The organism is Corynebacterium sp. KPL2825 (assembly GCF_037908445.1).
GTDB lineage: Bacteria > Actinomycetota > Actinomycetes > Mycobacteriales > Mycobacteriaceae > Corynebacterium > Corynebacterium kefirresidentii.
In genome coordinates, this window is sequence record NZ_JBBMGI010000016.1 from 1 (window position 1) to 21,920 (window position 21,920).

Below are 21,920 nucleotides of genomic sequence, written 5' to 3' on the forward strand. Positions count from 1 at the left end.
GCATCGGCGACGAAAACGCCACCGCATCCTCCTCCGACTCCAAGCCAGAACCACAGGCCGAAGAAAAGAAGGAAGAGGAAAAGAAGGAAGAGCCAAAGGCAGAGGAAGATAAGAAGCCGGAGCCAAAGGCAGAGGACAAGAAGGAAACCCAGCAGGATTCTTCTCTCAATACCTCCGCGAAGGTCAACAACGGCGACAACGTTCCTTATGTCACCCCACTGGTACGCAAGCTGGCTGACAAGCACTGCGTAGACCTCAACAACGTTGAGGGCACCGGCGTCGGTGGCCGTATCCGCAAGCAGGACGTGCTTGCTGCCGCTGGCGAAGGAGACGCACCTGCCAAGTCTGGTGCGCAATCCGACAACTCCCCACGCGCTCGTTGGTCCACCAAGTCTGTGGATCCGGCCAAGCAGGAGCTTATCGGCACCACCCAGAAGGTTAACCGCATTCGCGAAATCACCGCTTCCAAGATGGTAGAGGCGCTGCAGATTTCCGCACAGCTTACCCACGTGCAGGAAGTCGACATGACTGCCATCTGGGATATGCGCAAGAAGAACAAGCAGGCATTCATCGACAAGCACGGTGCCAACCTGTCCTTCCTGCCATTCATCGTGAAGGCTACCGCTGAGGCCCTAGTCTCCCACCCGAACGTCAATGCGTCTTATAACCCAGAAACCAAGGAGATGACCTACCACGCGGACGTCAACATCGCTATCGCTGTTGATACGCCGAAGGGTCTGCTCACCCCGGTCATCCACAAGGCACAGGACATGACCCTGCCGCAGATCGCGCAGCAGATTGCGGAGCTGGCTGATAAGGCCCGCAATAACAAGCTGAAGCCGAACGATCTGACCGGTGCTACCTTCACCGTGACCAACATCGGTTCCGAGGGCGCCATGCTCGATACCCCGATCTTGGTTCCGCCACAGGCCGGCATTCTGGGTACCGCAGCCATTGAGAAGCGTCCGGTGGTTGTCAACGAAAACGGCCAGGATGCCATTGCCATCCGCCAGATGTGCTACCTGCCATTCACCTACGATCACCAGGTGGTTGACGGTGCGGACGCAGGCCGCTTCATCACCACCATCAAGGATCGCCTGCAGACCGCGGACTTCCAGGCAGACCTCGAAGTCTAAAGGTTCTATCGCCGCTTAAAGCCTTCCAGCCCTACTGCGGGGCTGGAAGGCTTTTGCCATGTCTGGGGTGCCAAGTGGGGGTGATAGTTCCGCCTTTAGCTGAACCATCCATCCCGTTTTATTCGAGGCTTTTCGCGGTCGTTCCCCCTAAGCCCGTGGTGAGCGCCTTAGGAGCCACCTTAGACAGTGATGCGGTGCATAAAAGTTTCTCAAGGGGGATCGGCTCACCCATTATTAAACATATAATTAGGGCGGTTATAGCCATTGTCCCTCACTAAGGAGTCTCACTGACATGGAATTCATCTCCCGCCACCTAGGGCCGGATTCTACGGAGCAGGCCACCATGCTTGCGAAGGTAGGCTACGACAGCGTGGACGCGCTGGTCGATGCCGCCATTCCCTCCAAGATCCGCGCCGCAGAATTGCCTCAGCTTCCTGAGGCACTCTCGGAGGATGAAGCACAGGCTACGTTGCGGGAGTACGCCAACCAGAACACTGTGCTAAAGCCTTTCTATGGTCAGGGCTTTTCAGATACCCTCACCCCAGCGGTCATCCGCCGCGGTCTGCTAGAAGATGCTGGTTGGTATACCGCTTATACGCCGTACCAGCCGGAGATTTCCCAGGGGCGTCTGGAAGCGCTGCTGAATTTCCAGACCATGATTGAATCCCTCACTGGACTACCGATTGCGAATGCCTCTCTCTTGGATGAGGCTTCTGCTGCGGCTGAGGCCGTGGGCCTTATGTCCCGTGCGGTAAAGAAGGGCCGCCGTGTAGTGCTCGATTCCCGCCTGCACCCGCAGGTGCTTACCGTCGCCGCGGAGCGTGCCCGCGCGATTGACCTCGAGGTGGAAATCGTCGACCTGCGCGAAGGCCTCGTAGGCGAGGACCTCATTGGCGCCGTCATTGCCTACACCGGCACCGAGGGCGACATTTTTGATCCCTCTTCCCTCATCGAAGAGCTGCATACCCGCGGCGCGCTAGACGCTGTGGTCACCGACCCGCTTTCCCTGCTTCTCTTGGAAGGCCCTGGCTCACTGGGCGCCGATATTGTACTAGGTTCCTCCCAGCGCTTCGGCGTGCCGCTCTTCTTCGGTGGCCCGCACGCTGCTTATATGGCGGTTACAGAAAAACTCAAGCGGCAGATGCCTGGCCGCATCGTCGGTGTTTCTAAGGACGCGGATGGTCGCCCGGCCTACCGCTTGGCACTGCAGACTCGCGAGCAGCACATTCGCCGCGAGCGCGCCACCTCTAATATCTGTACTGCGCAGGCGTTGCTAGCTAATGTCGCCTCCATGTACGCCGTCTACCACGGTCCGCAAGGCCTCAAGGCTATCGCACAGCGCGTGCATGGGCTTGCCTCCAGCTTCGCCCAATCCGTCAAGGATGCCGGAAAGCAGCTGGTATCTGAAGACTTCTTCGATACAGTCACCGTCGCCGGCGTGGATGCCACCAGCATCAAGGAGAACCTCCAGAAGGAGGGATACCTCGTGCGCGCGATCGGTGAGGACAAGGTATCGGTGTCCTTCGGTGAGTCGGCGACTAAGGAGGACGTCGCCAAGCTCGCCCAAGCCTTCGGCGCTGAGGCGACTGAGGCTGACTTCGACCTGCCTAAGAGCCTGCAGCGCAGCCAGGAGCCGCTCCAGCACGAGGTATTCAACCGCATCCACTCCGAAACCCAGATGTTGCGCTACCTGCGCAAGCTGGCTGATAAGGACTTAGCACTTGACCGCACCATGATCCCGCTGGGGTCTTGCACCATGAAGCTCAACCCCACCGCCGCCATGGAGCCGATTTCCTGGCCGGAATTTGCTGGCATCCACCCCTACGCCCCGGAAGAGACAACCACTGGCTGGCGCGCACTGGTCGAGGAGATTGAAGGTTGGTTGGCCGAGATTACCGGCTATGCCAAGGTCTCCATCCAGCCCAACGCCGGATCCCAGGGCGAGCTGGCCGGCCTTTTGGCCATCCGCCGCTACCACGTAGCCAATGGCGATAACGAGCGCGATGTAGTACTCATCCCGGCTTCCGCACACGGCACGAATGCGGCCTCGGCTACGCTGGCTAACCTGCGCGTTGTGGTGGTAAAGACCGCGGACGACGGCTCTATTGATCTGGCGGATTTGGATGAAAAGATTGCCAAGCATGGCAACCACATCGCCGGCATCATGGTGACCTACCCGTCCACCCACGGGGTCTTTGACCCAGAGGTTCGCGATGTTTGCGATAAAGTCCACGCGGTGGGCGGCCAGGTCTACATTGACGGTGCGAATATGAACGCACTGACCGGTTGGGCCCGCCCAGGGCAGTTCGGCGGCGATGTGTCCCACCTCAACCTGCACAAGACCTTTACCATTCCGCATGGCGGTGGCGGCCCAGGCGTGGGTCCAGTAGCAGTGGCCGAGCACCTTATCCCGTTCCTGCCCACCAATGCCGCGGATCCGCAGCTGGATGCAACCACTGCTACCCCGGTTGGGCAAGGCGTGCCTATTACCAGTACCAAGTACGGCTCGGCCGGTGTGCTGCCGATTTCCTGGGCATACCTAGCTATGAGCGGCGCGCAGGGACTTGCTCAAGCCTCCGCCCACGCAATTTTGGGCGCAAATTACCTGGCCAAGTCCCTGGAAGATTCCTTCCCTGTGCTCTACACCGGCAATGCTGGCTTGGTGGCCCATGAATGCATCCTGGATCTGCGCGCGCTTACCGACGCCTCTGGGGTCACCGCCGCGGACGTCGCCAAGCGCCTCGTAGACTTTGGCTTCCACGCCCCGACCCTGGCTTTCCCGGTGGCCGGCACCCTCATGGTGGAGCCCACCGAGTCCGAGGACTTGGGCGAGCTGGATCGTTTCATCGAGGCAATGCGCACCATCCGCGCCGAGATCCAAGAAATCATCGACGGCCAGGTGTCCTACGAAGGCTCCGTCATCCACCATGCTCCGTTTACCGCGGAGTCCGTTAGCGCCGATACGTGGGACTTTGTCTTCAGCCGAGAAAAGGCCGCTTGGCCAGTGAAATCCCTGCGCCACAGCTACAAGTACTTCCCGCCGGTGCGCCGCATCGACGAGGCCTATGGTGATCGCAACTTGGTCTGCAGCTGCCCGCCGCCGGAAGCATTCGATATCGACGATTCTGAGGAGTAAACATGACCGAACTACTTACCTCCCCACTCAATGCCGAGCACGAGAAGCTCGGCGCCACCTTTACGGCCTTCGGTCCATGGAACATGCCGCTGAAGTACCAGAACGAGCTAGACGAGCACCGCGCCGTACGCAACAGCGCCGGTCTATTTGACCTGTCTCATATGGGCGAAATCTGGGTCAACGGCGCCGACGCCGGCAAGTTCTTGTCCTATGCCTTCATCTCCAACTTTGAGCCCCTCAAGGTGGGCAAGGCCAAGTACTCCATGATCACCGCCGAGGACGGCGGCATCATCGATGACCTCATTACCTACCGCTTTGAGGAAGATAAATTCCTCGTCGTCCCGAATGCCGGCAACGCCGATACCGTGTGGGACGAGCTCAACAAGCGCGCCGAGAGCTTCGATGTCACCTTGAAGAACGAGTCCCGTGACGTGGCCATGATCGCCGTCCAGGGCCCTAAGGCCGCAGAAATCCTCGTCCCGTTGGTGGAAGACAATAAGCAGGACGAGGTCTACAACCTCGGCTATTACGCCGCCACCATGGGTAAGGTGGCGCGCACCTTTGCCATCATCGCGCGCACCGGCTACACCGGTGAGGATGGCTTCGAGCTCATTGTGTACAACTCCGATGCCGCGCAGCTGTGGGAAGAGCTGCTCAAGGCCGGTACAGAATACGACCTCAAGCCGTGCGGCCTCGCCGCCCGCGATTCCCTACGCCTCGAGGCCGGCATGCCTCTTTACGGCAACGAGCTCTCCCGCGACATCACCCCGGTAGAGGCGGGCATGGCCCGTGCCTTTGCCAAAAAGGAGGCCGATTTCGTCGGCTCCGAGGTCGTCCGCCAACGCGCCGCCGAAGGCCCGCAGGTAGCGATCACCGGTCTCACCTCCGAGCAGCGCCGCGCAGCCCGCGCCGGTGCCGAGGTTTTCGTGGGCGATGAGAAGGTAGGCACGGTCACCTCCGGCCAGCCTTCCCCCACTCTGGGACACCCAGTGGCCATCGCGCTGCTGAATACCGGCGCGAACCTCGAGCCCGGCTCCGCTGTAGAGGTGGAGATTCGCGGTAAGCGCTATCCTTTTGAAGTAACCGCGTTGCCGTTCTATAAGCGCGATAAGTAAGCATCTTTTCAACCAGCCCGAAAGGACCACATCACCATGGCTAACCTTCCTCAAGATTTTTCCTACTCCGAAGACCACGAGTGGGTCAACGCTGCCGCCGATGCCGTTGCTGGCGCTACCGTGCGCATCGGCATTACTTCCGTGGCTGCTGACCGCCTCGGTGAGGTCGTCTTCGCCGAACTGCCGGAGGTAGGCGATACCGTTACCGCCGGCGAGTCTTGTGGCGAGGTCGAATCCACGAAGTCCGTCTCTGACCTCTACTCCCCTGTCACCGGCACCGTAAAGGCCGTTAACGAGGATGTGCACGATGACTACGCTGTCATCAACAACGACCCGTTCGGCGAGGGCTGGCTTTTCGAGGTTGAGGTTGATGAGGCCGGCGAGCTCATGGATGCTGCCGCTTATGCATCCGCCAACGGCCTAGATTAATTCGACCCCACGCGGGAGGGTGTGCCACGCGCACCCTCCCGCTTTGCTTTGCCCACCGCACCAGAGGAAACTTTGAGTCTATGACTGCACCACGCGATCCTTTCTTCCCCGCCGAGCGTTCTATCCGCGCCTCCGATAAACCACTAGAGGTCCGTTTCTTGGGCCGGATGGACTACCAGGAGGCCTGGGACTACCAGGCCGAGGTAGCAGCCGCGCGCGCCAAGGGGGAACAAGACGATGTGGTGCTCGTAGTCGAACACCCCAATATCTATACCGCCGGCAAGCGCACCCAACCGGAAGATATGCCAGATAACGGCCTGCCCGTTATCACCGTTGACCGTGGCGGGCGCATCACCTGGCATGGCGAAGGCCAGCTGGTCATCTACCCCATTATCAAATTGGCCGAGCCCGTCGACGTCGTCGACTATGTCCGCCGCCTCGAGGAGGCCACCATCCAGACGGTCCGCCAGATGGGGGTAACCACCGCCGGGCGCATCGATGGCCGCTCGGGCGTGTGGGTTCCTTCCACTACCGAAGCCAAGGATCCCTCCGCTCCGAAGCGTGACCGCAAGATTGCCGCTCTTGGAATCCGCATTACTCGCGGGGTGACCATGCACGGTTTGGCGCTTAACTGCTGCAATACGCTGGAATACTACGACCACATCGTGGCATGTGGCATCGATGACGCCGATGTCACCACCCTATCGCTGGAGCTCGGACGCCAGGTCAGCCTCGAGGATGCCACCCAACCGCTTTTGCAGGCGCTTGATGACGCCCTCTCGGGCCGCCTCATTGTCGCCGACCACGCCTTTGGCTCAGCCCCTGATCCCACGAAGTTAGCGAATGAAAGGGCTAGACAGAGGCGTCGGCAAGCGCGGCAAGAACCCTAGTTTGGGGCTGGCGCGGAATAGGATGTGACCGCGGCGACTTATACCTAGAAGAGCTATTAGCCATCACCACCATCAACCGATAAAGTGAGTTTTTGTGACTGTTAAGCCTGAAGGACGCAAGATGCTCCGCATTGAAAAGAAGAATGCGGAGTCACCCATCGAACAAAAGCCACGCTGGATCCGCAACCAGGTTCGCACTGGCCCGGGCTATGAGGACATGAAGTCCCGCGTGGCTGGGGCCTCCCTGCACACCGTGTGCCAGGAGGCAGGTTGCCCGAATATCCACGAGTGCTGGGAATCCCGCGAGGCTACCTTCCTCATCGGTGGCGATAAGTGCACCCGCCGCTGCGACTTCTGCGATATTGCCACCGGCAAGCCGGAAGAACTAGACCGCGATGAACCGCGCCGCGTAGCCGAAAATATCCGGGAAATGGACCTTAACTACACCACCATTACCGGTGTTACCCGCGATGATCTCCCCGATGAGGGTGCATGGCTCTACGCCGAGGTCGTGCGCAAGATTCACGAGCTTAACCCCCACACCGGCGTGGAAAACCTCACCCCGGATTTCTCTGGCAAGCCAGACCTGCTGGAGGAGGTCTTCGAGGCCAAGCCGGAGGTCTTCGCGCACAACCTGGAGACCGTGCCGCGCATCTTTAAGCGCATCCGCCCGGCCTTCCGCTACGAGCGCTCCTTGGACGTCATCCGCCAGGCACATGATTATGGCCTCATTACCAAGTCCAACCTGATTTTGGGCATGGGCGAGACCGAGGAAGAGGTCGAGGAAGCTTTGCGTGACCTGCGCTCTGCTGGCTGCGATATCATCACCATCACCCAGTACCTGCGCCCCGGCCCGCGCTTCCACCCGATTGAGCGCTGGGTGCGCCCAGAGGAGTTTGTGGCTCACTCCAAGCTGGCAAAGGAGCTCGGCTTCGGCGGCGTCATGTCCGGCCCACTGGTGCGCTCGTCCTACCGCGCCGGCCGTCTCTACGTGCAGGCCATGGAAAAGCGCGGCTTCGAGCTGCCGGAAAACCTCAAGCACTTGGCGGAAACCTCCCAGGGTGCTACCGCCCAAGAGGCCTCCACCCTGCTGGAGAAATACGGCCCATCGGAAGAAACACCCGTGACCACCCGCATGGCCAAGGCTCCGGCTAATGCGAATTCGGCGGCGGCCACCGTCCGCTAAACCACACGTTTTCATAACGGCCTGCGCTTTCCGCGTGGGCCGTTTTAACATTCATGCCCGTTGACCTTTAAAGTAGGAGCCATGGCGAAAGATGACAAGGCAGCACTAAAGGCTGCAAAGAAGCAAGAACGCGCGGCCAAGCGCCAGCAGCGTAAGCAAACCTGGTCCCAAATGTGGCAAGCATTTAATATGCAGCGCAAGCAGGATAAGGCGCTTATCCCCATCATGCTGGGCGCCTTCCTGGGCATGGGCTTGCTTTTCTTCCTGATCGGCCTGCTTTTCCACGGCCAGTGGTTCATGCTCATCCTCGGCTTGGGCATCGGCGCGCTGCTCGCAATGTTCCTATTCACCCGCCGCCTGGAGCGCGATATGTACAAGCGCGTGGAAGACCAGCCGGGTGCTGCGGGCTGGGCACTCGAGCAGCAACTGCGCAATACCGTGGGCATCGTGTGGTCCGTAAAGACCGGTGTGGCCGCTACCCGCCAGCAGGATCTTATCCACCGCGTCATCGGCAATGCCGGCGTCATCTTCGTGTGCGAGGGCAATAAGAATCGCGTGCGCCCTACCCTCAACCAGCTTAAGAAGCGCGTAGACAAGATCGCCGGCGGCGTTCCCATCTACGAGATCTTCGTAGGCAACGGCGAGGACGAGGTCCCCGTATCCAAGCTGCGCAATAAGGTCATGAAGCTGCCGCGCAACTTCAATAAGAACGAGACCTATGAAAACATCCGCCGAATCGAAGCCATGGATTCCATGCCGGGCACCACCCCGGGCATGCCCAAGGGTCCAATGCCCCACCAGGCGCAGAACATGGCCGGCATGAACCGCCGCATGCGCCGCGCCCAGCAGCGCAAAAAGAATAAGTAGGGCGCCTAAAGCGAATCCCTGCCGCACCATATGAGGTGTGGCAGGGATTTTCTCTTGCCCGGAAAATCCGGGCGACTTAGGAGCGAATAACGATGGTACCGGTGGCGCGGTCATGCATTCCGCGTCCATCCGCATCAACCATGGCTGCTGGGAACAGCACACCGGTGAGCACCGTGCGCAACGCCGCGCGCCATAGGCCCACGCGGGCGCCGGGGACGTCGAGTCGCGCCACGCCCATACCCAACAGCAGCATGCCGGGGGTGCGAGCAAAGAGCCAACCACACACGATGCCCATGATGACCCAGAGGGCGTAGCCCAAGAAAGCCACACCGCCGAGTTCCGTAGTAAACATGTGGATGAGGTTGGCGATGAGCATGCACACGATCCAGTCAATCGCCACAGCGCCGGCGCGGCGGCCAACGGAAGCTAGTGACCCCGGTCCGGACTCCGGAAGACCCAGCTTTTCTCCCGGCCAGCGACCGGGGCCTTCCATATCATCGTATTCGCCCGGAATATTTGGGCCGTCGAGCCACGTACGCTTATCTGCCATGCTCACCAATCTAGCGGGCGGAAAGTGAGATGTGAAACGAGGGGAATCGCAATCCCTAGGGCGAGAACCTAGTAGGCTATAGAGAGACAATTCACCGGTCAACAACGAGGAGACAAACGTGTCTTTCGAGACAGTGCAGGACATCGTCCAGTTTATTAAGGACGAGGACGTAAAATTCGTCGATATCCGTTTTACGGACGTCCCAGGCACCGAGCACCACTTTTCCATCCCAGCAGAAGAGTTCACCGTAGAAGATGCCGAAAGCGGCCTCGCTTTCGACGGCTCCTCTATCCGCGGATTCACCACCATCGATGAGTCCGATATGACCCTGCTGCCGGATCCAGCCACCGCGCATATTGATCCGTTCCGCACGGCCAAGACCCTGAATATCAAGTTCTTCGTCCACGACCCATTTACCTTTGAACCGTTCTCCCGCGACCCGCGCAACATCGCGCGCAAGGCGGAAGAGTACCTGCAGTCCACCGGCATCGCCGATACCTGCAACTTTGGCGCTGAGGCCGAGTTCTACCTCTTTGACTCCGTACGCTTTGGCACCGACGTCCAGCACGGCTTTTACGAGGTTGATTCCGATGAAGGTTGGTGGAACCGCGATAGCGAAACCAACTTCGACGGCACCCCGAACACCGGCTACAAGACCCGCCTGAAGGGCGGCTACTTCCCCACCGCGCCGTATGACAAGCACGGTGAAGTGCGCGACGCCATGGTGGAAAACCTGCAAAAGGTAGGCTTCCACATCGAGCGCTTCCACCACGAGGTGGGCGCCGGCCAGAACGAAATCAACTACCGCTTCAATTCCATGTTGCACGCGGGCGATGACATTCAGACCTTCAAGTACGTGGTCAAGCAGACCGCAGCGCAGTGGGGCAAGACCGCCACCTTCATGCCCAAGCCGTTGGCTGGCGATAATGGTTCCGGCATGCACGCCCACATGTCCCTGTGGAAGGACGGCAAGCCGCTGTTCCACGATGAAGCCGGCTACGCAGGTCTTTCCGATATCGCCCGCTACTATATTGGCGGCATCCTCCACCACGCTGGTGCTGTGCTTGCGTTCACCAACCCAACGCTGAACTCCTATCACCGTCTGGTCCCAGGCTTCGAGGCTCCGATTAACCTGGTCTACTCCCAGCGCAATCGCTCCGCTGCAATCCGTATCCCGATTACCGGTTCCAACCCGAAGGCTAAGCGCATCGAATTCCGCGCTCCGGACCCATCCGGCAACCCGTACTTGGGCTTTGCCGCCATGATGATGGCCGGCATCGACGGCGTAAAGAACCGCATCGAACCACACGCTCCGGTAGATAAGGACCTCTACGAGCTGCCGCCTGCAGAAGCTGAATCCATCCCGCAGGCCCCGACCTCCCTCGAGGCTTCCCTCAAGGCCCTGCAGGAGGACATGGACTTCCTCACCGAAGGCGATGTTTTCACCGAGGATCTCATCGAAACCTACATCAACTACAAATACGAGAACGAGATTAACCCCGTTCGCCTGCGCCCGACCCCGCAGGAATTTGAGATGTATTTCGATTGCTAAAGCTGCGCTAGCCAGCGTCCTATAGGGGACGAAAGGGCACGCGCCTACAAAGCTCAGTCCCGAGACCTTCAGTGGGTCTCGGGACTTGCTTTTTCTAAGCCGACCCCGCGAGATGCGATCGATGCCACAAGATGATCTAGGCTTGACCCCCGCCCCTAAATCCATACTTAGCGAGAGTTCTCACCAGCCCAAACGAGAGCAAAATTCTGATAACCCGACCGAAAGAAATTAACATGTGGGTGTGACTGATAGATTCCGCCAACTCCCAGCCCCTGGCCCCGCGTGGGGAGGCAGCCTCATGGGCACCTCCATCGTTTCGCGCCTACTCGTGGAAGAAGGCATGATGATCCTGGCCGGCATTTTTGCCGCCATTGCGTGCGTCATCTTTGTCGTCCTCACCGCGGGTTTCTTGCGCTACCGCCATCCCAGCTTCGAGCGCACCACGATGGCGGAATGGTCGATGTTTTTCATCGGAATCTTGGCGCTCGGCGCCGCGCTTTCCGGGCTCACGGACATTCCTACTTTCCGCCTCATAGGCTTTTGGATCGGTGGCCCAATTACGGTTATCACGTGGGCTATCCAGCTCACACGCTTTGATGGCGAGCCGAAGTTCACCTGGGGCCTGCCACTGGTTGGCCCCATGATTTCGGCCTCGGTTTCTGGTTGGCTGGCTCACGATTACGGCCAGTTCTACCACGTAATGGGCACGATATTTTTCTTCATGTCCCTGGTAACGGCGGTGCCGACCTTTGCTCGCGTGTACTGGGCCGCATGGCACGGGAAGGTGGATTTTACCGGCGCGAAATCAGCCACTGCCTGGGTACCACTAGGCGTGGTAGGCCAGTCCACCACGGCTATGCAGATTCTTTTCCCCGGCCCGGTATCCATTTATTACGGCCTGACTGCCCTCATCATCGCCATTCCGCTATCCATCTACGCGATGTTTACCTTCTATCCCAATGTAGCTCGGTGGGTCCCCTATTCCCCTGCCTGGTGGTCGTGCACCTTCCCGCCGGGAACCGTCAGCATGGGCGGCCACCAGCTGGCATTGGTCAATGGCTCCGAGCTTATCGACGCCATTGCGCTCACCATCCCGGTTCTCCTCACCGCACACTGGATGCTGTGCTCCACCCGCTTCCTGAGCTGGGTATGGGAAGGCAAAAAGGAAACAGGCCCTGAAGAGCCACTTATCACTACAGGCCAATAAAAGGAGCAAAGAGGAGCAGCCACTATGCGAGACTCCAGCTTTGAAGATTCGAAGCGCCGCAACGGTCGCCGGTGATGTATAGTTCCTCCCCCATCACCTTCATCGCTTGGGAATGCGCGGACCTGACTGCAGTAAGACAGGTACTCGCCGGCGTGCAGCGAAACGGCATCTATCTCTACGGCGAGCACCTGCTCTTGGAGACGTCGTGGCTGGGCCAAGGCGCACGGGACTTCTACGCCACAGCATGGCGCTGGAGTGCAGATGATTGCCCGCTTTTCTATGAGTTGGCGCGACAGGGCAAGGTCCTCATCACCATTAATACTGCGGTGATTGCCTGCGGCGATAAAGAAGACATCGCCACTGCGCGCGACTGCATTGCACAAGAGCTTATCGCCGCCCGCAATCCGCAGCATCTGTGCAAGCTGCTTGCCGACGCCGCAACAAAGCCGACCTAAAGCCCTGGTTGCTCGCTGCGCTTCATCCAGCCCATACGTGGAACAAAGCCGCGGGGATGTTTCATCTGGGCTACTGCGTCAGCAATCATGAGGCGGTGGCGGCGCGAAACGCTATCGGGAAGCTTCGCCACCGAGAACCAATCCGCCTCGGTATTTTCTTCATCACTAATGACCGGCTCTGCGCCCTCTGCTACCGATACACGCAGCGCCGTTCCCATGAAGGTGCACTCATCGCCATTGGGATAGGTCACTGGGCCGGTTTGCCCTACGCCCAAAAGCGCTTCCACCTTGGCCTCGAGTCCGACTTCTTCTTTGACCTCTCGCAGCGCAGTGGTGGTAATTTCCTCGCCCGGCTCACAGATTCCTTCCACCGGTGTCCACACACCATTATCGGAGCGCTTGACTAGGAGCACGGAAGGAACCTCCCACAATGCGGCATCTGCGGGTACATCGCGGAGGATAATGGCGCTACAGGCCGGCACGAAGATCTGATCCTGACCAATCTTTTCGCGCAGCTGAACAATGAAATCTGGAGTCGGCATGCCACCTAGGGTAGACCAGTGCTGCCGATCTAGGCCATCGGGCCTAGAACCTTCTTGGCAAGCCGTTGAATATCGGTAGCCAAGGTGAAAGTCAGCTCCATATCCGTCTGTGTGTTCTCGCAGGAACGCCCTTCTTCGAGGGATTGCGTCGTTCCGGAGACCACGCCCACGATGGTCTGTTTGCCTTCTACCTCGCCATAGACCGGCCCGCCCGAATCGCCATTGGTACTGCACACGTGTGCCCGTGCAGCAAGCGAATCCCACTGGCGGTCCTGCCAGGTAAGCTGCGCAATTTCCGCATCATGGGATAGCGATCCACACGTCTCATTAGTAACCACGCCCAGCTTGCACACCTTCTGTGGCAGATGAGCCAGCGAGGTGGCGACGGTATTGTCCACTTCCCTGGGGACATAGTAATCAGCACTGCCGGTGATTTCGATAAAAGCTACGTCGAGGTCATAACTCTTTTCGGCGTAGATATCAGAATAAATGACCTCACCAATGGGCTCGGCGGGGTATTTGAACTCACCGTCGGCAAAGCCAGCCCAGACCTTATCGTGAGGTTTGCCGCAATGGCCGGCGGTAACGGCGATGGTGCGGGCGTCGGCAAGCGTAAATGACCATGCCGCCGTACAAGAGTGGTACTGGAAATAAGCGCCTGGCTGCGGGTCATCGCCGGAGAGCTCAAGAGCCGTGCCCGGCGCGATAGGCGCCACGGCCGGGGAATAGACCTCATTAGGAATGAGGTTTTTATAAGACAGGGCAGAAAAACTTGGTTCTTCCCCACCCCGAATCGGGCTGCAGGCCGCGAGGAGCACGGCCGTGCAGACTGCACCAACGCTAGTTGCTATCCGCGCCCGCATCCCCGGCGTCGTCCTTAGCGTCTTCATCCTTAGCCATCTCCGCCTGGGCCTTGAGATCGCGGATGAACTTTTCTGGGTCAAACTCGGTGTAGTGTTCCGGGCCGGCAAAATTTTCTAGGGCCATGAGCTAAACCTCCGTTTTCTGAATCGACGTGGTGATGTAATCCTTGACCACCGCAGCATCATTGGGCAAGTCCTTAACATGCCGCTCAGTATCGAGAATGCCAGCAAAACGCTCAGGCGGCTCGGGGGCAGAGCCAGTGGCCTCTGTGATGGTCTCTGCAAACTTCACCGGCAGTGCAGTCTCCAAGCATACGATGGGCGTCTCCAAGCCTTCGCGCTGCGCCCCGCGGGCGACCTTAATGCCATCGGCCGTGTGCGGATCCACCAGGTAGTTGAAACGCTCGTGCACGTCTTTGATGGTGGCGAGGCGATCGGCGTGGGTGGAGGAGCCGGATAGGAATCCGTACTCTTGACCGGCGGCGGCGATCTTCTCTTGGTTGAGGCTGAAACCGCCCTCTTTGACCTTCGTGCCAAAAAGCTCCGCTGCTTGGGCTGCATCGCGGCCGAGCAAGTCGAACACAAACCGCTCAAAATTAGAGGCACGCGAGATATCCATCGACGGCGAAGACGTAGCCACGGTTTCTGCGGCAGGGCGCGGACGGTAGTTTCCGGTGCGGAAAAACTCATCTAGCACGTCATTTTCATTGGTAGCCACGATGAGGCGATCGATGGGAAGCCCCATCTGGCGGGCGATGTGGCCGGCGCAGATATCGCCAAAGTTGCCGGTAGGAACGCTGAAGGAAACCTTCTGCTCGGCATTGTCGGTGACCTTCAGCCAGCAGGAGATGTAGTAGACCACCTGGGCCATAAGCCGCGCCCAGTTAATGGAATTGACCGCACCGATACGGTAGGTGGACTTAAAGTCGGCATCTCCCGAGACCGCCTTGACCACATCCTGGCAATCATCAAAGACGCCATCAAGGGCGATATTGAAGATATTCGGGTCATCCAGGCCAAACATCTGTGCCTGCTGGAAGGCCGTCATGCGGCCGGCCGGGGTGAGCATAAAAACGCGAATGCCCTGGCGACCTCGCATCGCATACTCTGCTGAAGAACCCGTATCACCAGAGGTGGCGCCCAAAATATTCAGCGTCTCGCCGCGGCGGGCGAGCTCATATTCAAAAAGCTCCCCCAAAAGCTGCATGGCCATGTCTTTAAATGCCGCAGTAGGTCCTTCAGAAAGGTGCCCGATAAAAAGGCCCTCTCCCAGTTCGGTAACGGGGACGATCTCTGGGTCTGCAAACTTGGGGCTGGTATAGGCCCGGGCAGCGATATCCTCGATATCTTGCGCCGGAATATCGTCAATGAAAAGCTTGAGCACCTCGGCCGCGAGTGCCGCATAGCCTTCATCCGCAAGGAGCGTGCGCCATGAATTTAAAGTGGCGAAATCCAACTGCGGGTAGCTCTCTGGCAGGTACAAACCTCCATCGGGGGCAAGCCCGCCAAGGAGAATATCCGTAAAAGATGCGGGCTGACGGGCGGTATCGCGGGTCGAAATATACTTCACACAAAAGAATCTTAGTAGTTAAGGCGTAAGGTATCAGCCATGTCGCAGCCGAATCCCAGAGAAGTCATTACCACTCAAGCTTTAGGCATTTGGGTGGCCGCCATGGCGGTCTACCTCGTAGCGATTACTGGCCGTACCTCTTTTGGCGTGGCCGGCCTGGACGCTATTGAGCGCTTCGATGTTGATGCCGGCCGTATCGCGGTCTTTACCTCCGTGCAGCTGGGCGTGTATGCCCTAGCCCAAATTCCTACCGGCATATTGATCGATAAATTTGGCCCACGCCTGCTCCTGGTAGTCGGCGCCGTCATCATGGGCATCGGTCAGGTTGTGCTGGGTTTTACCACGAGCTACGGCGTAGCCATCGCTGCCCGCATACTTATTGGCGCGGGCGATGCCACGGCGTTTCTCTCCGTGATGCGCATCCTTCCCTATTGGTTCCCGCTGCACCGCACGCCTATGTTTACCCAGGTGACCTCGTCGCTCGGGCAAATGGGCCAATTCATCTCCGCAGTGCCTTTCTTGTGGTTGCTGGGCGCAGCCGGCTGGACCGCCGCCTTCGTTACCCTTGGTGCGGTGGGCATTCTCGTGGCCATCGCCGCGATTGTGGCGGTGGCAGATTCACCGGAAAAGCTGGGCATTATCCCCACGGAAAAAGAACCGCCCAACTCTCAGGCCACCAGCATCCCGGCGCGCCTGAAGAAAGTATTCCGCTCCCCAGTGGCATGGCAGGCCTACTTCATTCACTACATCGGTATGCTCCCGCTCATCGTCTTTGTCATGCTCTGGGGAATGCCCATGATGACCCAAGGAATGGAGCTATCCAAGGCGAAGTCCAGCCTGGTGCTTACCTTGTTGGCGGTATTTTTGGTCCTCGTCGGCCCATTGCACGGCAAGATTTCCTCCCGCGCACAGCATATTCGCCCGTGGCTCAGCCTGGGTTTTGTAGCGGTCCACGTTCTGACCTGGCTCATTTTCTTTACCTTCGGCACCGACAGTGGTCTGGCCGCGATTTTGGTGGTGTCCTTCGTTACCGCGCTCTGCACGCCGACGGCTAACTATGGCTTCGATATCGTGCGCGAGCGCATGGATCGATCCGTGGTGGCCACTGCTACGGGCCTGGGCAATATGGGCGGGTTTACCTCCGGCATGCTGGGCGCTCAGCTCTTCGGCATGGTGCTGGACCATTCCTCTGCTGCCCCTAACTACTCCATGCCGGATTTCACTGCAGCCTCCGCGGCGGTGCTAGCCGTGTGGGTGGTCGGCATGATTGGTGTGGTAGTCACCCACTTCCTGCGGCGCCGCGCTGGCGAGGATGGGCCTTCTGTTACCATCGTGGAGGTTTCTTAAAGGCCAGAGCTTGGTTACTCGGGGTTGACAATAAAGCGGATGGTTCCTTCAGGATCCGCTAAAAGCTCACGGGTAGCCGCCACGGCTTCCGCCTCATCGAAGGCGATGCGTTCAAAGCCAGTATCGTTTAGTTCCACAATGTCTGCCCCCGGGCAGGCCAAAAGAATTGGCGAGTGCGTGGCGATGATTATCTGCGCGCCGCGGTCAACCGCTTGGGCTATTTCCCCCACTAGGACCAGCTGCCGGATAACGGAAAGACCCGATTCTGGCTCATCAAGGACATATACGCCTTGGCCATTGATGTGCTCATAGAGCATGTCGAAGACGGATTGTCCGTGCGAGCGGCGAGATAAATCTACGTTCTGGGACAAGGTGGAGCGGCCTGCGCGTTCGTCTGATGAATCTCCGCGTGCAATCAGATGCTCGTGTTTTTCAGCGCGTAGGAAATAGGCGCGTTGGATGACTTTATCCGTGACGCAGCGAATGGGGCTGCGGGGAACGATTTCATCGGGATCGTCCATCCGTCCGCCTTCGGGAGAGCAGCCCAAATCACTGGCCACACCGGCGAGCAAACTAGATTTACCAATGCCGTTTTCCCCCACGAAGACGGTTACCGGCCTCCGCAGCTTAAAGCTTCCTAGGTCGGCCAAGTAATCGAAAACCGGCAGCTTTGCCCTGTAGTCATCGGGCTTAAATTTCAGGCTTAGGGCATCAATCAGCATGGCCTCTAGACTAATTCAGCTCATCCAATATGCGCAGCGCGTCTTCACGTGTAGCTTCCGCACCAAAGTTTTTCAGGTGGCCAGCCAGTTCACCAGTGGGAAGTGATTGGGCGATGGTATCGGCCGGCACGGTATTGACGGCATAGGCCACTCCTACCCCACCGGTGATGGGGATGGCGATGGCGGCGATTACTCCCACCGCGGTCGATAGCGTGGACTTGAAAGTCATAGTCTCCTCCAAAGGCTTCGGCCCCGAGCACTATGCCCGTTACCAATTTGTGATGTTTTACCTTAGGAAGAGTTACTGCCAAGGCGATGCCTCGCAGCTGCGGGTTTCCTGGATTTTCGTCCCCAACTTGCACGGTAAAGACTGGTTAGTTTGCCGGGTAGCTTTCTGCGACGATGCCATCGCTAGCCGGCATAACAAGGCCTCGCTCAAAGGCCACGAGAACCGCTTTTTCATCGGATTCGCTGATGTCACCGGCTTCCACTGCACTGCTCAGCTCACGCTCAAGGTACACGCGCACATCAGACTTACCGTTTTCGGTCTGGGTAATATCTCGCGGGACGGATTTTAGGGGAATGCCCAATGCCTTAGCTAGGGAGGTCACCCGGTTAGCATCGGTGGAATTATCGTCCTTAATGGCACCATTGACCTGCGCAGGAACGTCTTCTTGGACTACGCCACCGGCCACGGCCTCGCCCACGGTCTTTGTCCCTTTGGGTGGATTGTCGCGGTTGGTTGCCCATACCCCTACTGCGATGGCCACGATGACGGCCACGGCCACAAAGACCCACAGATAGATGAGCTTGCGGCGGTGCGCCCCACTGATTTTAGCCATGGAAACCAGCGCCATCGCTAAAAGAACCGTAGTCATTGCCGCGCTGGTTTTCGCCGCGATCATTGAGGGCATCAATGATGGAGCGAATGGTGGCCTCCCCTATGCGGTCGGCGCGGCCCCATGAGCGAGGGGTTTGGCGGGAATTTTGCGGCGTTGATTCCGGGCTCGGCGGTGTGGGTTTTTGTTCCCGGGGTGTGGAGACCTCAATGGTCACTGTGGTGCCATCAAGGTGCAGGGCGTCGCCGTCGCGCACGCCCGCGGCACGCGCAGCGGAAAGCAATGCGGATAGCTCGCCTACCGTGGCGTTATCCACATCAAGTTGCAGCTTAAAAGACATAACTAGCCAGTCCTTCCTCTTTCCCATCCCACTCTAGAGTCCGGCAGTGCAAAAAGTAAGGCCGCAGTGCTCACACCGGGGATTTTCAAGGGCAACTCTAAGAATGCTCGAAGGATTCCTCCTCGCCCCAAAAGACTTCATCGACTACCTTGCGGGCATGCCGGGTTAGTTTCAAATAGTGTTCCAAAAACTCCTGGTTATCTTCCGGTGCCCATCCGGCGGCACCGGCTACTTGGGCCAGCTGCGGGCCAGGTCCAGGCAGTTGGTCCACGCGCTTGCCGCGCACAAGCACTAGCGCATTGCGGGCGTCGGTAGCCATAAGCCAGGCTTCGCGAAGGTCAGATACCTGCCCGGCGGAAAGGATAGCGGTTTCTTCCAAAGCATCAAGCACGCGCAGCGTAGACGGATCATGGAGTTCGGCGTACTCGTGGGCATGCATCATCGTCAGTAGCTGAACGGTCCATTCAATATCGGTTAGCGCACCGCGGCCAAGCTTGGTGTGAGTATTGCGGTCCGCGCCGCGCGGTAGGCGCTCATTGTCCACACGTGCCTTCATGCGCCGAATATCGCGAATGGTAGATGCGCTGGCGCCGCCTTCTGGATAGCGGAAGCTATCCACCATGGAAATAAAGCGCTCGCCTACCTCTTTATCCCCAGCAACGAAGGCCGCGCGCAATAAAGCCTGTAGCTCCCAGGACTCGCCCCATTCGCGGTAGTAACGCTCATAGGAGGAGATAGTGCGCGCCACCGCACCGGAGCGACCTTCGGGACGCAGGCCTAAGTCGACATCCAGTGGCGGGTCTCCCGAGGGTTTAGACAAGCGGCGCCGGAGCTTATCGACGATCCCGATGGCCCACTTCACTGCCTCCCCTTCTGCAGCAGAGTCAGCATCCTGTTCGGCGGGTTCTGCGACCACGAGCACGTCCGCATCTGAACCGAAGCCCAGCTCCATGCCTCCCAGCCGGCCCATGCCAATGACGGCAATGCGCGCTGGTGGCTCCGCATCCTCGTTGGCTAGGCGCCATGCCCGCACCTCGGCGCGAAGGGCAGCTTCCAGCACGGCATCCCAAATGGTAGATAGCTCATAACACACCTGCTTGACCGGCATAAAGCCCAGCAAATCCGCACTAGCAATGCGGGCAAGCTCTACCCGGCGCAGCGAGCGAGCCACCGCCACCGCCTTATCTGGGTCGGCGTGGCGCTTGCTGGAATTAACCAGTGCTTTGGAGACCTGCTCGGGCTTGGTTTCCAGTAGCTTGGGGCCAGTGGCGCCGTCGGAAAGCTGCTTTAGCGAATCCGGCGCGCTAATAATCAGATCCGAGGTAAACGGTGACGTGCCCAGGATGTGCATGAGCCGCTGGCCCACAATTCCTTCATCGCGCAGCATGCGCAAGAACCACGACCTATCGTTCGCAGCCTCGGAAAGTTTGCGATAGTTCAGCAGGCCCATGTCTGGGTCTGCGGTATCGGAAAGCCATTCCATCAAGGTGGGCAGCAAGATCGCCTGGATGCGTGCTTTGCGTGAGGTTCCTGCCGCCAGAGAAGTCAGGTGCTCGAATGCGCGGTCCGGGTGGTTATAACCCAGCGCGGCCAGCTGCAGCTTGGCGGCCTCGGGCGAGAGCTTCAGCTCATCGGCGGACATGGTGACCACAGAATTAAGAAGCGGCCGATAAAACAGGCGCGAATGCAGCTCGGAGATGCGCAGGCGAATCCGGCGCAGGTGCGAAAGCATGCGCTCGGCTGCGGATTGAGTGCCCTGCGGGTAGAAACCGGCGATGCGTGCTAGCCACTTCATCCCGTCTTCATCATCACTTTCCGGCAGCGTGTGCGTTCGCCGGAAGCGCTCCAATTGCAATCGGTGCTCAAGCAAACGTAAAAATTCATAGGCTTCGATGAGCTGGGTGCCGTCCTCACGGCCGACGTACCCTGCCGAAACCAACGCCTCCAGTGCATCCACCGTGGATAGTGCGCGAAGCGTTTCATCGGAACGCCCGTGCACCAATTGCAAGAGCTGGACTGCAAATTCAATATCACGCAGGCCACCCACGCCCAGCTTCAGCTCGCGATGTTTTAGTTCTGCAGGAACATTAGCCAGCACGCGGCGGCGCATGGCCTGGACGTCTTCCACAAAGGAGTCGCGCTGGGAGGCCGTCCACACCATCGGGCGAATCTGATCCAGATAGTCCTGGCCCAGTGGTAGGTAACCGGTCATCGCGCGCGCTTTCAGGAGCGCCTGGAATTCCCAAGTCTCCGCCCACCGCTTGTAGTAGGCAACGTGTGATTCCAAAGTGCGCACCAAAGCACCCGATTTTCCTTCTGGGCGTAAATTCGCATCTACTTCGAAGAAGGTGGTGGAGCCAATGCGATTGAACTCCGCCGCCAGGCGTATTGCCCGTGGGGTTGCCTCACTGCCGACGAAAATGACGTCCACATCAGAGATATAGTTCAGCTCCCCCGCACCGCACTTTCCCATCGCCATGACTGCTAGTTGTGCGTCTACAGGCTCGTCCCCGTAGATGGTGCGCACAGCGCAGGCGAGGGAGGCGGTTAAGGCAGCGTCGGCAAGCGCGGTGGTCAGAGCCGTAATCTGGCGGAATCCTACCTCCGGCTGGGGTGTGGTCTGGCCCTTGCGTGCATGGAAGGTACCGGCCACATCGCAAGCGGCAATGCGCATCATTAACGTGCGGTAGGTCGTGCGCAGCGCCTGCTTATGCTCTCCCTCGCCGGCGCGGTAGGTGCCCGGCGCGCTAAGATCCTCACGCGCCGGATCGGGCCGATCAATATCCTGAGCAAATTCCGCGGGCTGGGCGTCGACGGCGCCGAGCAGGCTCTGCAGCATCTCTTCGGGCTGTGGGAGGGGCTTTTCTAGCTCTCGCCACAACTCAGGGTTTGCCGCGAGGTGATCACCAAAGGCGGTCGAAGCACCCAGCAGGGCAAAAAGGCGCACACGCACCGTTTCATTGGCGCGCACAGCCTCATCGAGCTCTGGGACTTGTTCATAGATGCGGATGAGATTGTTGAGGGCCAGGTCTGGATCCCCCACGGCCGCAAGGGTCCACAAAAGATTGACCGATTCAGGGTTATTCCAGCCCAGCTGCTCAATATCCGAAGCAGCATGCGGGCGGGTAAGGCCAAGCGTAGCCGGTGAAGGTACAGCAGCAGGACGCATTATTC

The 21,920-nt window shown here is 59.0% G+C and carries 21 protein-coding genes; 11 read left to right on the forward strand and 10 right to left on the reverse strand.

Features of this window, described 5'->3' with window-relative positions:
* From sucB to WMQ00_RS11110, 7 genes are all read left to right on the forward strand, one after another.
* Positions 1-1,136, forward strand: a 1,136-nt coding sequence (sucB, locus tag WMQ00_RS11080; RefSeq protein ID WP_340441040.1) for a 2-oxoglutarate dehydrogenase, E2 component, dihydrolipoamide succinyltransferase, incomplete at its 5' end; no start/stop codon positions are given.
* A gap of 292 nt (positions 1,137-1,428) precedes the next feature.
* Positions 1,429-4,272, forward strand: coding sequence for an aminomethyl-transferring glycine dehydrogenase (gcvP, locus tag WMQ00_RS11085; protein WP_340441041.1), 2,844 nt, complete (start codon positions 1,429-1,431; stop codon positions 4,270-4,272).
* 2 nt (positions 4,273-4,274) lie between these two features.
* On the forward strand, positions 4,275-5,387 hold the full coding sequence (gene gcvT, locus WMQ00_RS11090; protein ID WP_023021160.1) for a glycine cleavage system aminomethyltransferase GcvT: 1,113 nt from the start codon (positions 4,275-4,277) through the stop codon (positions 5,385-5,387).
* Positions 5,388-5,423: 36 nt separating this feature from the next.
* Positions 5,424-5,816, forward strand: coding sequence for a glycine cleavage system protein GcvH (gene gcvH / locus WMQ00_RS11095; RefSeq protein ID WP_023021159.1), 393 nt, complete (start codon positions 5,424-5,426; stop codon positions 5,814-5,816).
* Between the two features lie 80 nt (positions 5,817-5,896).
* The gene (gene lipB, locus WMQ00_RS11100; RefSeq protein WP_340441042.1) at positions 5,897-6,706 is read left to right on the forward strand and encodes a lipoyl(octanoyl) transferase LipB; all 810 of its coding nucleotides are present in this window, start codon (positions 5,897-5,899) and stop codon (positions 6,704-6,706) included.
* Between the two features lie 121 nt (positions 6,707-6,827).
* Positions 6,828-7,892: a lipoyl synthase gene (lipA, locus tag WMQ00_RS11105; protein WP_023021157.1), complete on the forward strand. Its 1,065-nt coding sequence runs from the start codon at positions 6,828-6,830 to the stop codon at positions 7,890-7,892.
* Between the two features lie 81 nt (positions 7,893-7,973).
* Entirely contained in the window at positions 7,974-8,759 is a 786-nt protein-coding gene (locus WMQ00_RS11110) for a DUF4191 domain-containing protein (RefSeq protein WP_239207506.1), read from the forward strand.
* 76 nt (positions 8,760-8,835) lie between these two features.
* Here the strand turns inward: WMQ00_RS11110 and WMQ00_RS11115 are convergent, their stop codons facing one another.
* A complete protein-coding gene (locus WMQ00_RS11115) occupies positions 8,836-9,309 on the reverse strand; it encodes an RDD family protein (RefSeq protein ID WP_023021155.1) in 474 nt (157 codons plus the stop codon).
* Between the two features lie 118 nt (positions 9,310-9,427).
* Here WMQ00_RS11115 and glnA point away from each other — a divergent pair, with 118 nt between their 5' ends.
* The 3 genes from glnA to WMQ00_RS11130 all read left to right on the forward strand — a co-directional run bounded on the left by glnA (position 9,428) and on the right by WMQ00_RS11130 (position 12,523).
* Positions 9,428-10,861 (forward strand): type I glutamate--ammonia ligase, encoded by a 1,434-nt coding sequence (gene glnA, locus WMQ00_RS11120; protein WP_239207505.1) that lies wholly within the window; start codon positions 9,428-9,430, stop codon positions 10,859-10,861.
* Positions 10,862-11,102: 241 nt separating this feature from the next.
* A complete protein-coding gene (locus WMQ00_RS11125; protein ID WP_084279088.1) occupies positions 11,103-12,068 on the forward strand; it encodes a TDT family transporter in 966 nt (321 codons plus the stop codon).
* A gap of 74 nt (positions 12,069-12,142) precedes the next feature.
* Entirely contained in the window at positions 12,143-12,523 is a 381-nt protein-coding gene (locus tag WMQ00_RS11130) for a hypothetical protein (protein WP_023021152.1), read from the forward strand.
* Here WMQ00_RS11130 and WMQ00_RS11135 read toward each other — a convergent pair.
* Genes WMQ00_RS11135 through thrC form a run of 4 tightly spaced genes read right to left on the reverse strand, consistent with a single transcriptional unit; the run spans position 12,520 to position 15,498 of the window.
* Positions 12,520-13,065, reverse strand: a complete 546-nt coding sequence (locus WMQ00_RS11135) for an NUDIX hydrolase (RefSeq protein ID WP_200288843.1) — start codon at positions 13,063-13,065, stop codon at positions 12,520-12,522. The genes WMQ00_RS11130 and WMQ00_RS11135 overlap by 4 nt on opposite strands.
* 29 nt (positions 13,066-13,094) lie before the next feature.
* Positions 13,095-13,883 carry a trypsin-like serine protease gene (locus WMQ00_RS11140; RefSeq protein ID WP_340441043.1) on the reverse strand — a complete coding sequence of 263 codons (789 nt, stop codon included), beginning with the start codon at positions 13,881-13,883 and terminating at the stop codon, positions 13,095-13,097.
* Positions 13,884-13,905: 22 nt separating this feature from the next.
* Positions 13,906-14,052, reverse strand: coding sequence for a hypothetical protein (locus WMQ00_RS11145; RefSeq protein ID WP_023021149.1), 147 nt, complete (start codon positions 14,050-14,052; stop codon positions 13,906-13,908).
* A gap of 3 nt (positions 14,053-14,055) precedes the next feature.
* Positions 14,056-15,498 (reverse strand): threonine synthase, encoded by a 1,443-nt coding sequence (gene thrC, locus WMQ00_RS11150; protein WP_340441044.1) that lies wholly within the window; start codon positions 15,496-15,498, stop codon positions 14,056-14,058.
* Positions 15,499-15,537: 39 nt separating this feature from the next.
* On the opposite strand from thrC, the gene WMQ00_RS11155 reads away from it, so the two are divergent.
* A complete protein-coding gene (locus WMQ00_RS11155) occupies positions 15,538-16,845 on the forward strand; it encodes an MFS transporter (protein WP_049361303.1) in 1,308 nt (435 codons plus the stop codon).
* Between the two features lie 14 nt (positions 16,846-16,859).
* Here WMQ00_RS11155 and WMQ00_RS11160 read toward each other — a convergent pair whose 3' ends face one another.
* The 5 genes from WMQ00_RS11160 to WMQ00_RS11180 all read right to left on the reverse strand — a co-directional run bounded on the left by WMQ00_RS11160 (position 16,860) and on the right by WMQ00_RS11180 (position 21,915).
* Positions 16,860-17,567 (reverse strand): AAA family ATPase, encoded by a 708-nt coding sequence (locus WMQ00_RS11160; RefSeq protein ID WP_023021146.1) that lies wholly within the window; start codon positions 17,565-17,567, stop codon positions 16,860-16,862.
* A 10-nt stretch (positions 17,568-17,577) separates the two neighbouring features.
* Entirely contained in the window at positions 17,578-17,796 is a 219-nt protein-coding gene (locus WMQ00_RS11165) for a hypothetical protein (protein ID WP_023021145.1), read from the reverse strand.
* A 145-nt stretch (positions 17,797-17,941) separates the two neighbouring features.
* Complete coding sequence (locus tag WMQ00_RS11170) at positions 17,942-18,445, reverse strand: hypothetical protein (RefSeq protein WP_023027875.1); 504 nt, start codon at positions 18,443-18,445, stop codon at positions 17,942-17,944.
* Entirely contained in the window at positions 18,402-18,746 is a 345-nt protein-coding gene (locus WMQ00_RS11175) for a hypothetical protein (protein WP_023021143.1), read from the reverse strand. Before WMQ00_RS11175 ends, WMQ00_RS11170 begins: the two co-directional genes overlap by 44 nt.
* Positions 18,747-18,843: 97 nt before the next feature.
* Positions 18,844-21,915 carry a bifunctional [glutamine synthetase] adenylyltransferase/[glutamine synthetase]-adenylyl-L-tyrosine phosphorylase gene (locus WMQ00_RS11180; protein ID WP_316360604.1) on the reverse strand — a complete coding sequence of 1,024 codons (3,072 nt, stop codon included), beginning with the start codon at positions 21,913-21,915 and terminating at the stop codon, positions 18,844-18,846.
* Positions 21,916-21,920 lie beyond the last annotated feature (5 nt).

Bases quoted from the DNA above. Each gene is read 5' to 3' on its own strand.
- gcvP (WP_340441041.1), top strand. From the start codon at position 1,429: ATGGAATTCATCTCCCGCCACCTAGGGCCGGATTCTACGGAGCAGGCC.
- gcvT (WP_023021160.1), top strand. From the start codon at position 4,275: ATGACCGAACTACTTACCTCCCCACTCAATGCCGAGCACGAGAAGCTC.
- gcvH (WP_023021159.1), top strand. From the start codon at position 5,424: ATGGCTAACCTTCCTCAAGATTTTTCCTACTCCGAAGACCACGAGTGG.
- lipB (WP_340441042.1), top strand. From the start codon at position 5,897: ATGACTGCACCACGCGATCCTTTCTTCCCCGCCGAGCGTTCTATCCGC.
- lipA (WP_023021157.1), top strand. From the start codon at position 6,828: ATGCTCCGCATTGAAAAGAAGAATGCGGAGTCACCCATCGAACAAAAG.
- WMQ00_RS11110 (WP_239207506.1), top strand. From the start codon at position 7,974: ATGGCGAAAGATGACAAGGCAGCACTAAAGGCTGCAAAGAAGCAAGAA.
- WMQ00_RS11115 (WP_023021155.1), bottom strand. From the start codon at position 9,309: ATGGCAGATAAGCGTACGTGGCTCGACGGCCCAAATATTCCGGGCGAA.
- WMQ00_RS11130 (WP_023021152.1), top strand. From the start codon at position 12,143: ATGTATAGTTCCTCCCCCATCACCTTCATCGCTTGGGAATGCGCGGAC.
- WMQ00_RS11135 (WP_200288843.1), bottom strand. From the start codon at position 13,065: ATGCCGACTCCAGATTTCATTGTTCAGCTGCGCGAAAAGATTGGTCAG.
- WMQ00_RS11145 (WP_023021149.1), bottom strand. From the start codon at position 14,052: ATGGCCCTAGAAAATTTTGCCGGCCCGGAACACTACACCGAGTTTGAC.
- WMQ00_RS11155 (WP_049361303.1), top strand. From the start codon at position 15,538: ATGTCGCAGCCGAATCCCAGAGAAGTCATTACCACTCAAGCTTTAGGC.
- WMQ00_RS11160 (WP_023021146.1), bottom strand. From the start codon at position 17,567: ATGCTGATTGATGCCCTAAGCCTGAAATTTAAGCCCGATGACTACAGG.
- WMQ00_RS11165 (WP_023021145.1), bottom strand. From the start codon at position 17,796: ATGACTTTCAAGTCCACGCTATCGACCGCGGTGGGAGTAATCGCCGCC.
- WMQ00_RS11170 (WP_023027875.1), bottom strand. From the start codon at position 18,445: ATGACTACGGTTCTTTTAGCGATGGCGCTGGTTTCCATGGCTAAAATC.
- WMQ00_RS11175 (WP_023021143.1), bottom strand. From the start codon at position 18,746: ATGTCTTTTAAGCTGCAACTTGATGTGGATAACGCCACGGTAGGCGAG.
- WMQ00_RS11180 (WP_316360604.1), bottom strand. From the start codon at position 21,915: ATGCGTCCTGCTGCTGTACCTTCACCGGCTACGCTTGGCCTTACCCGC.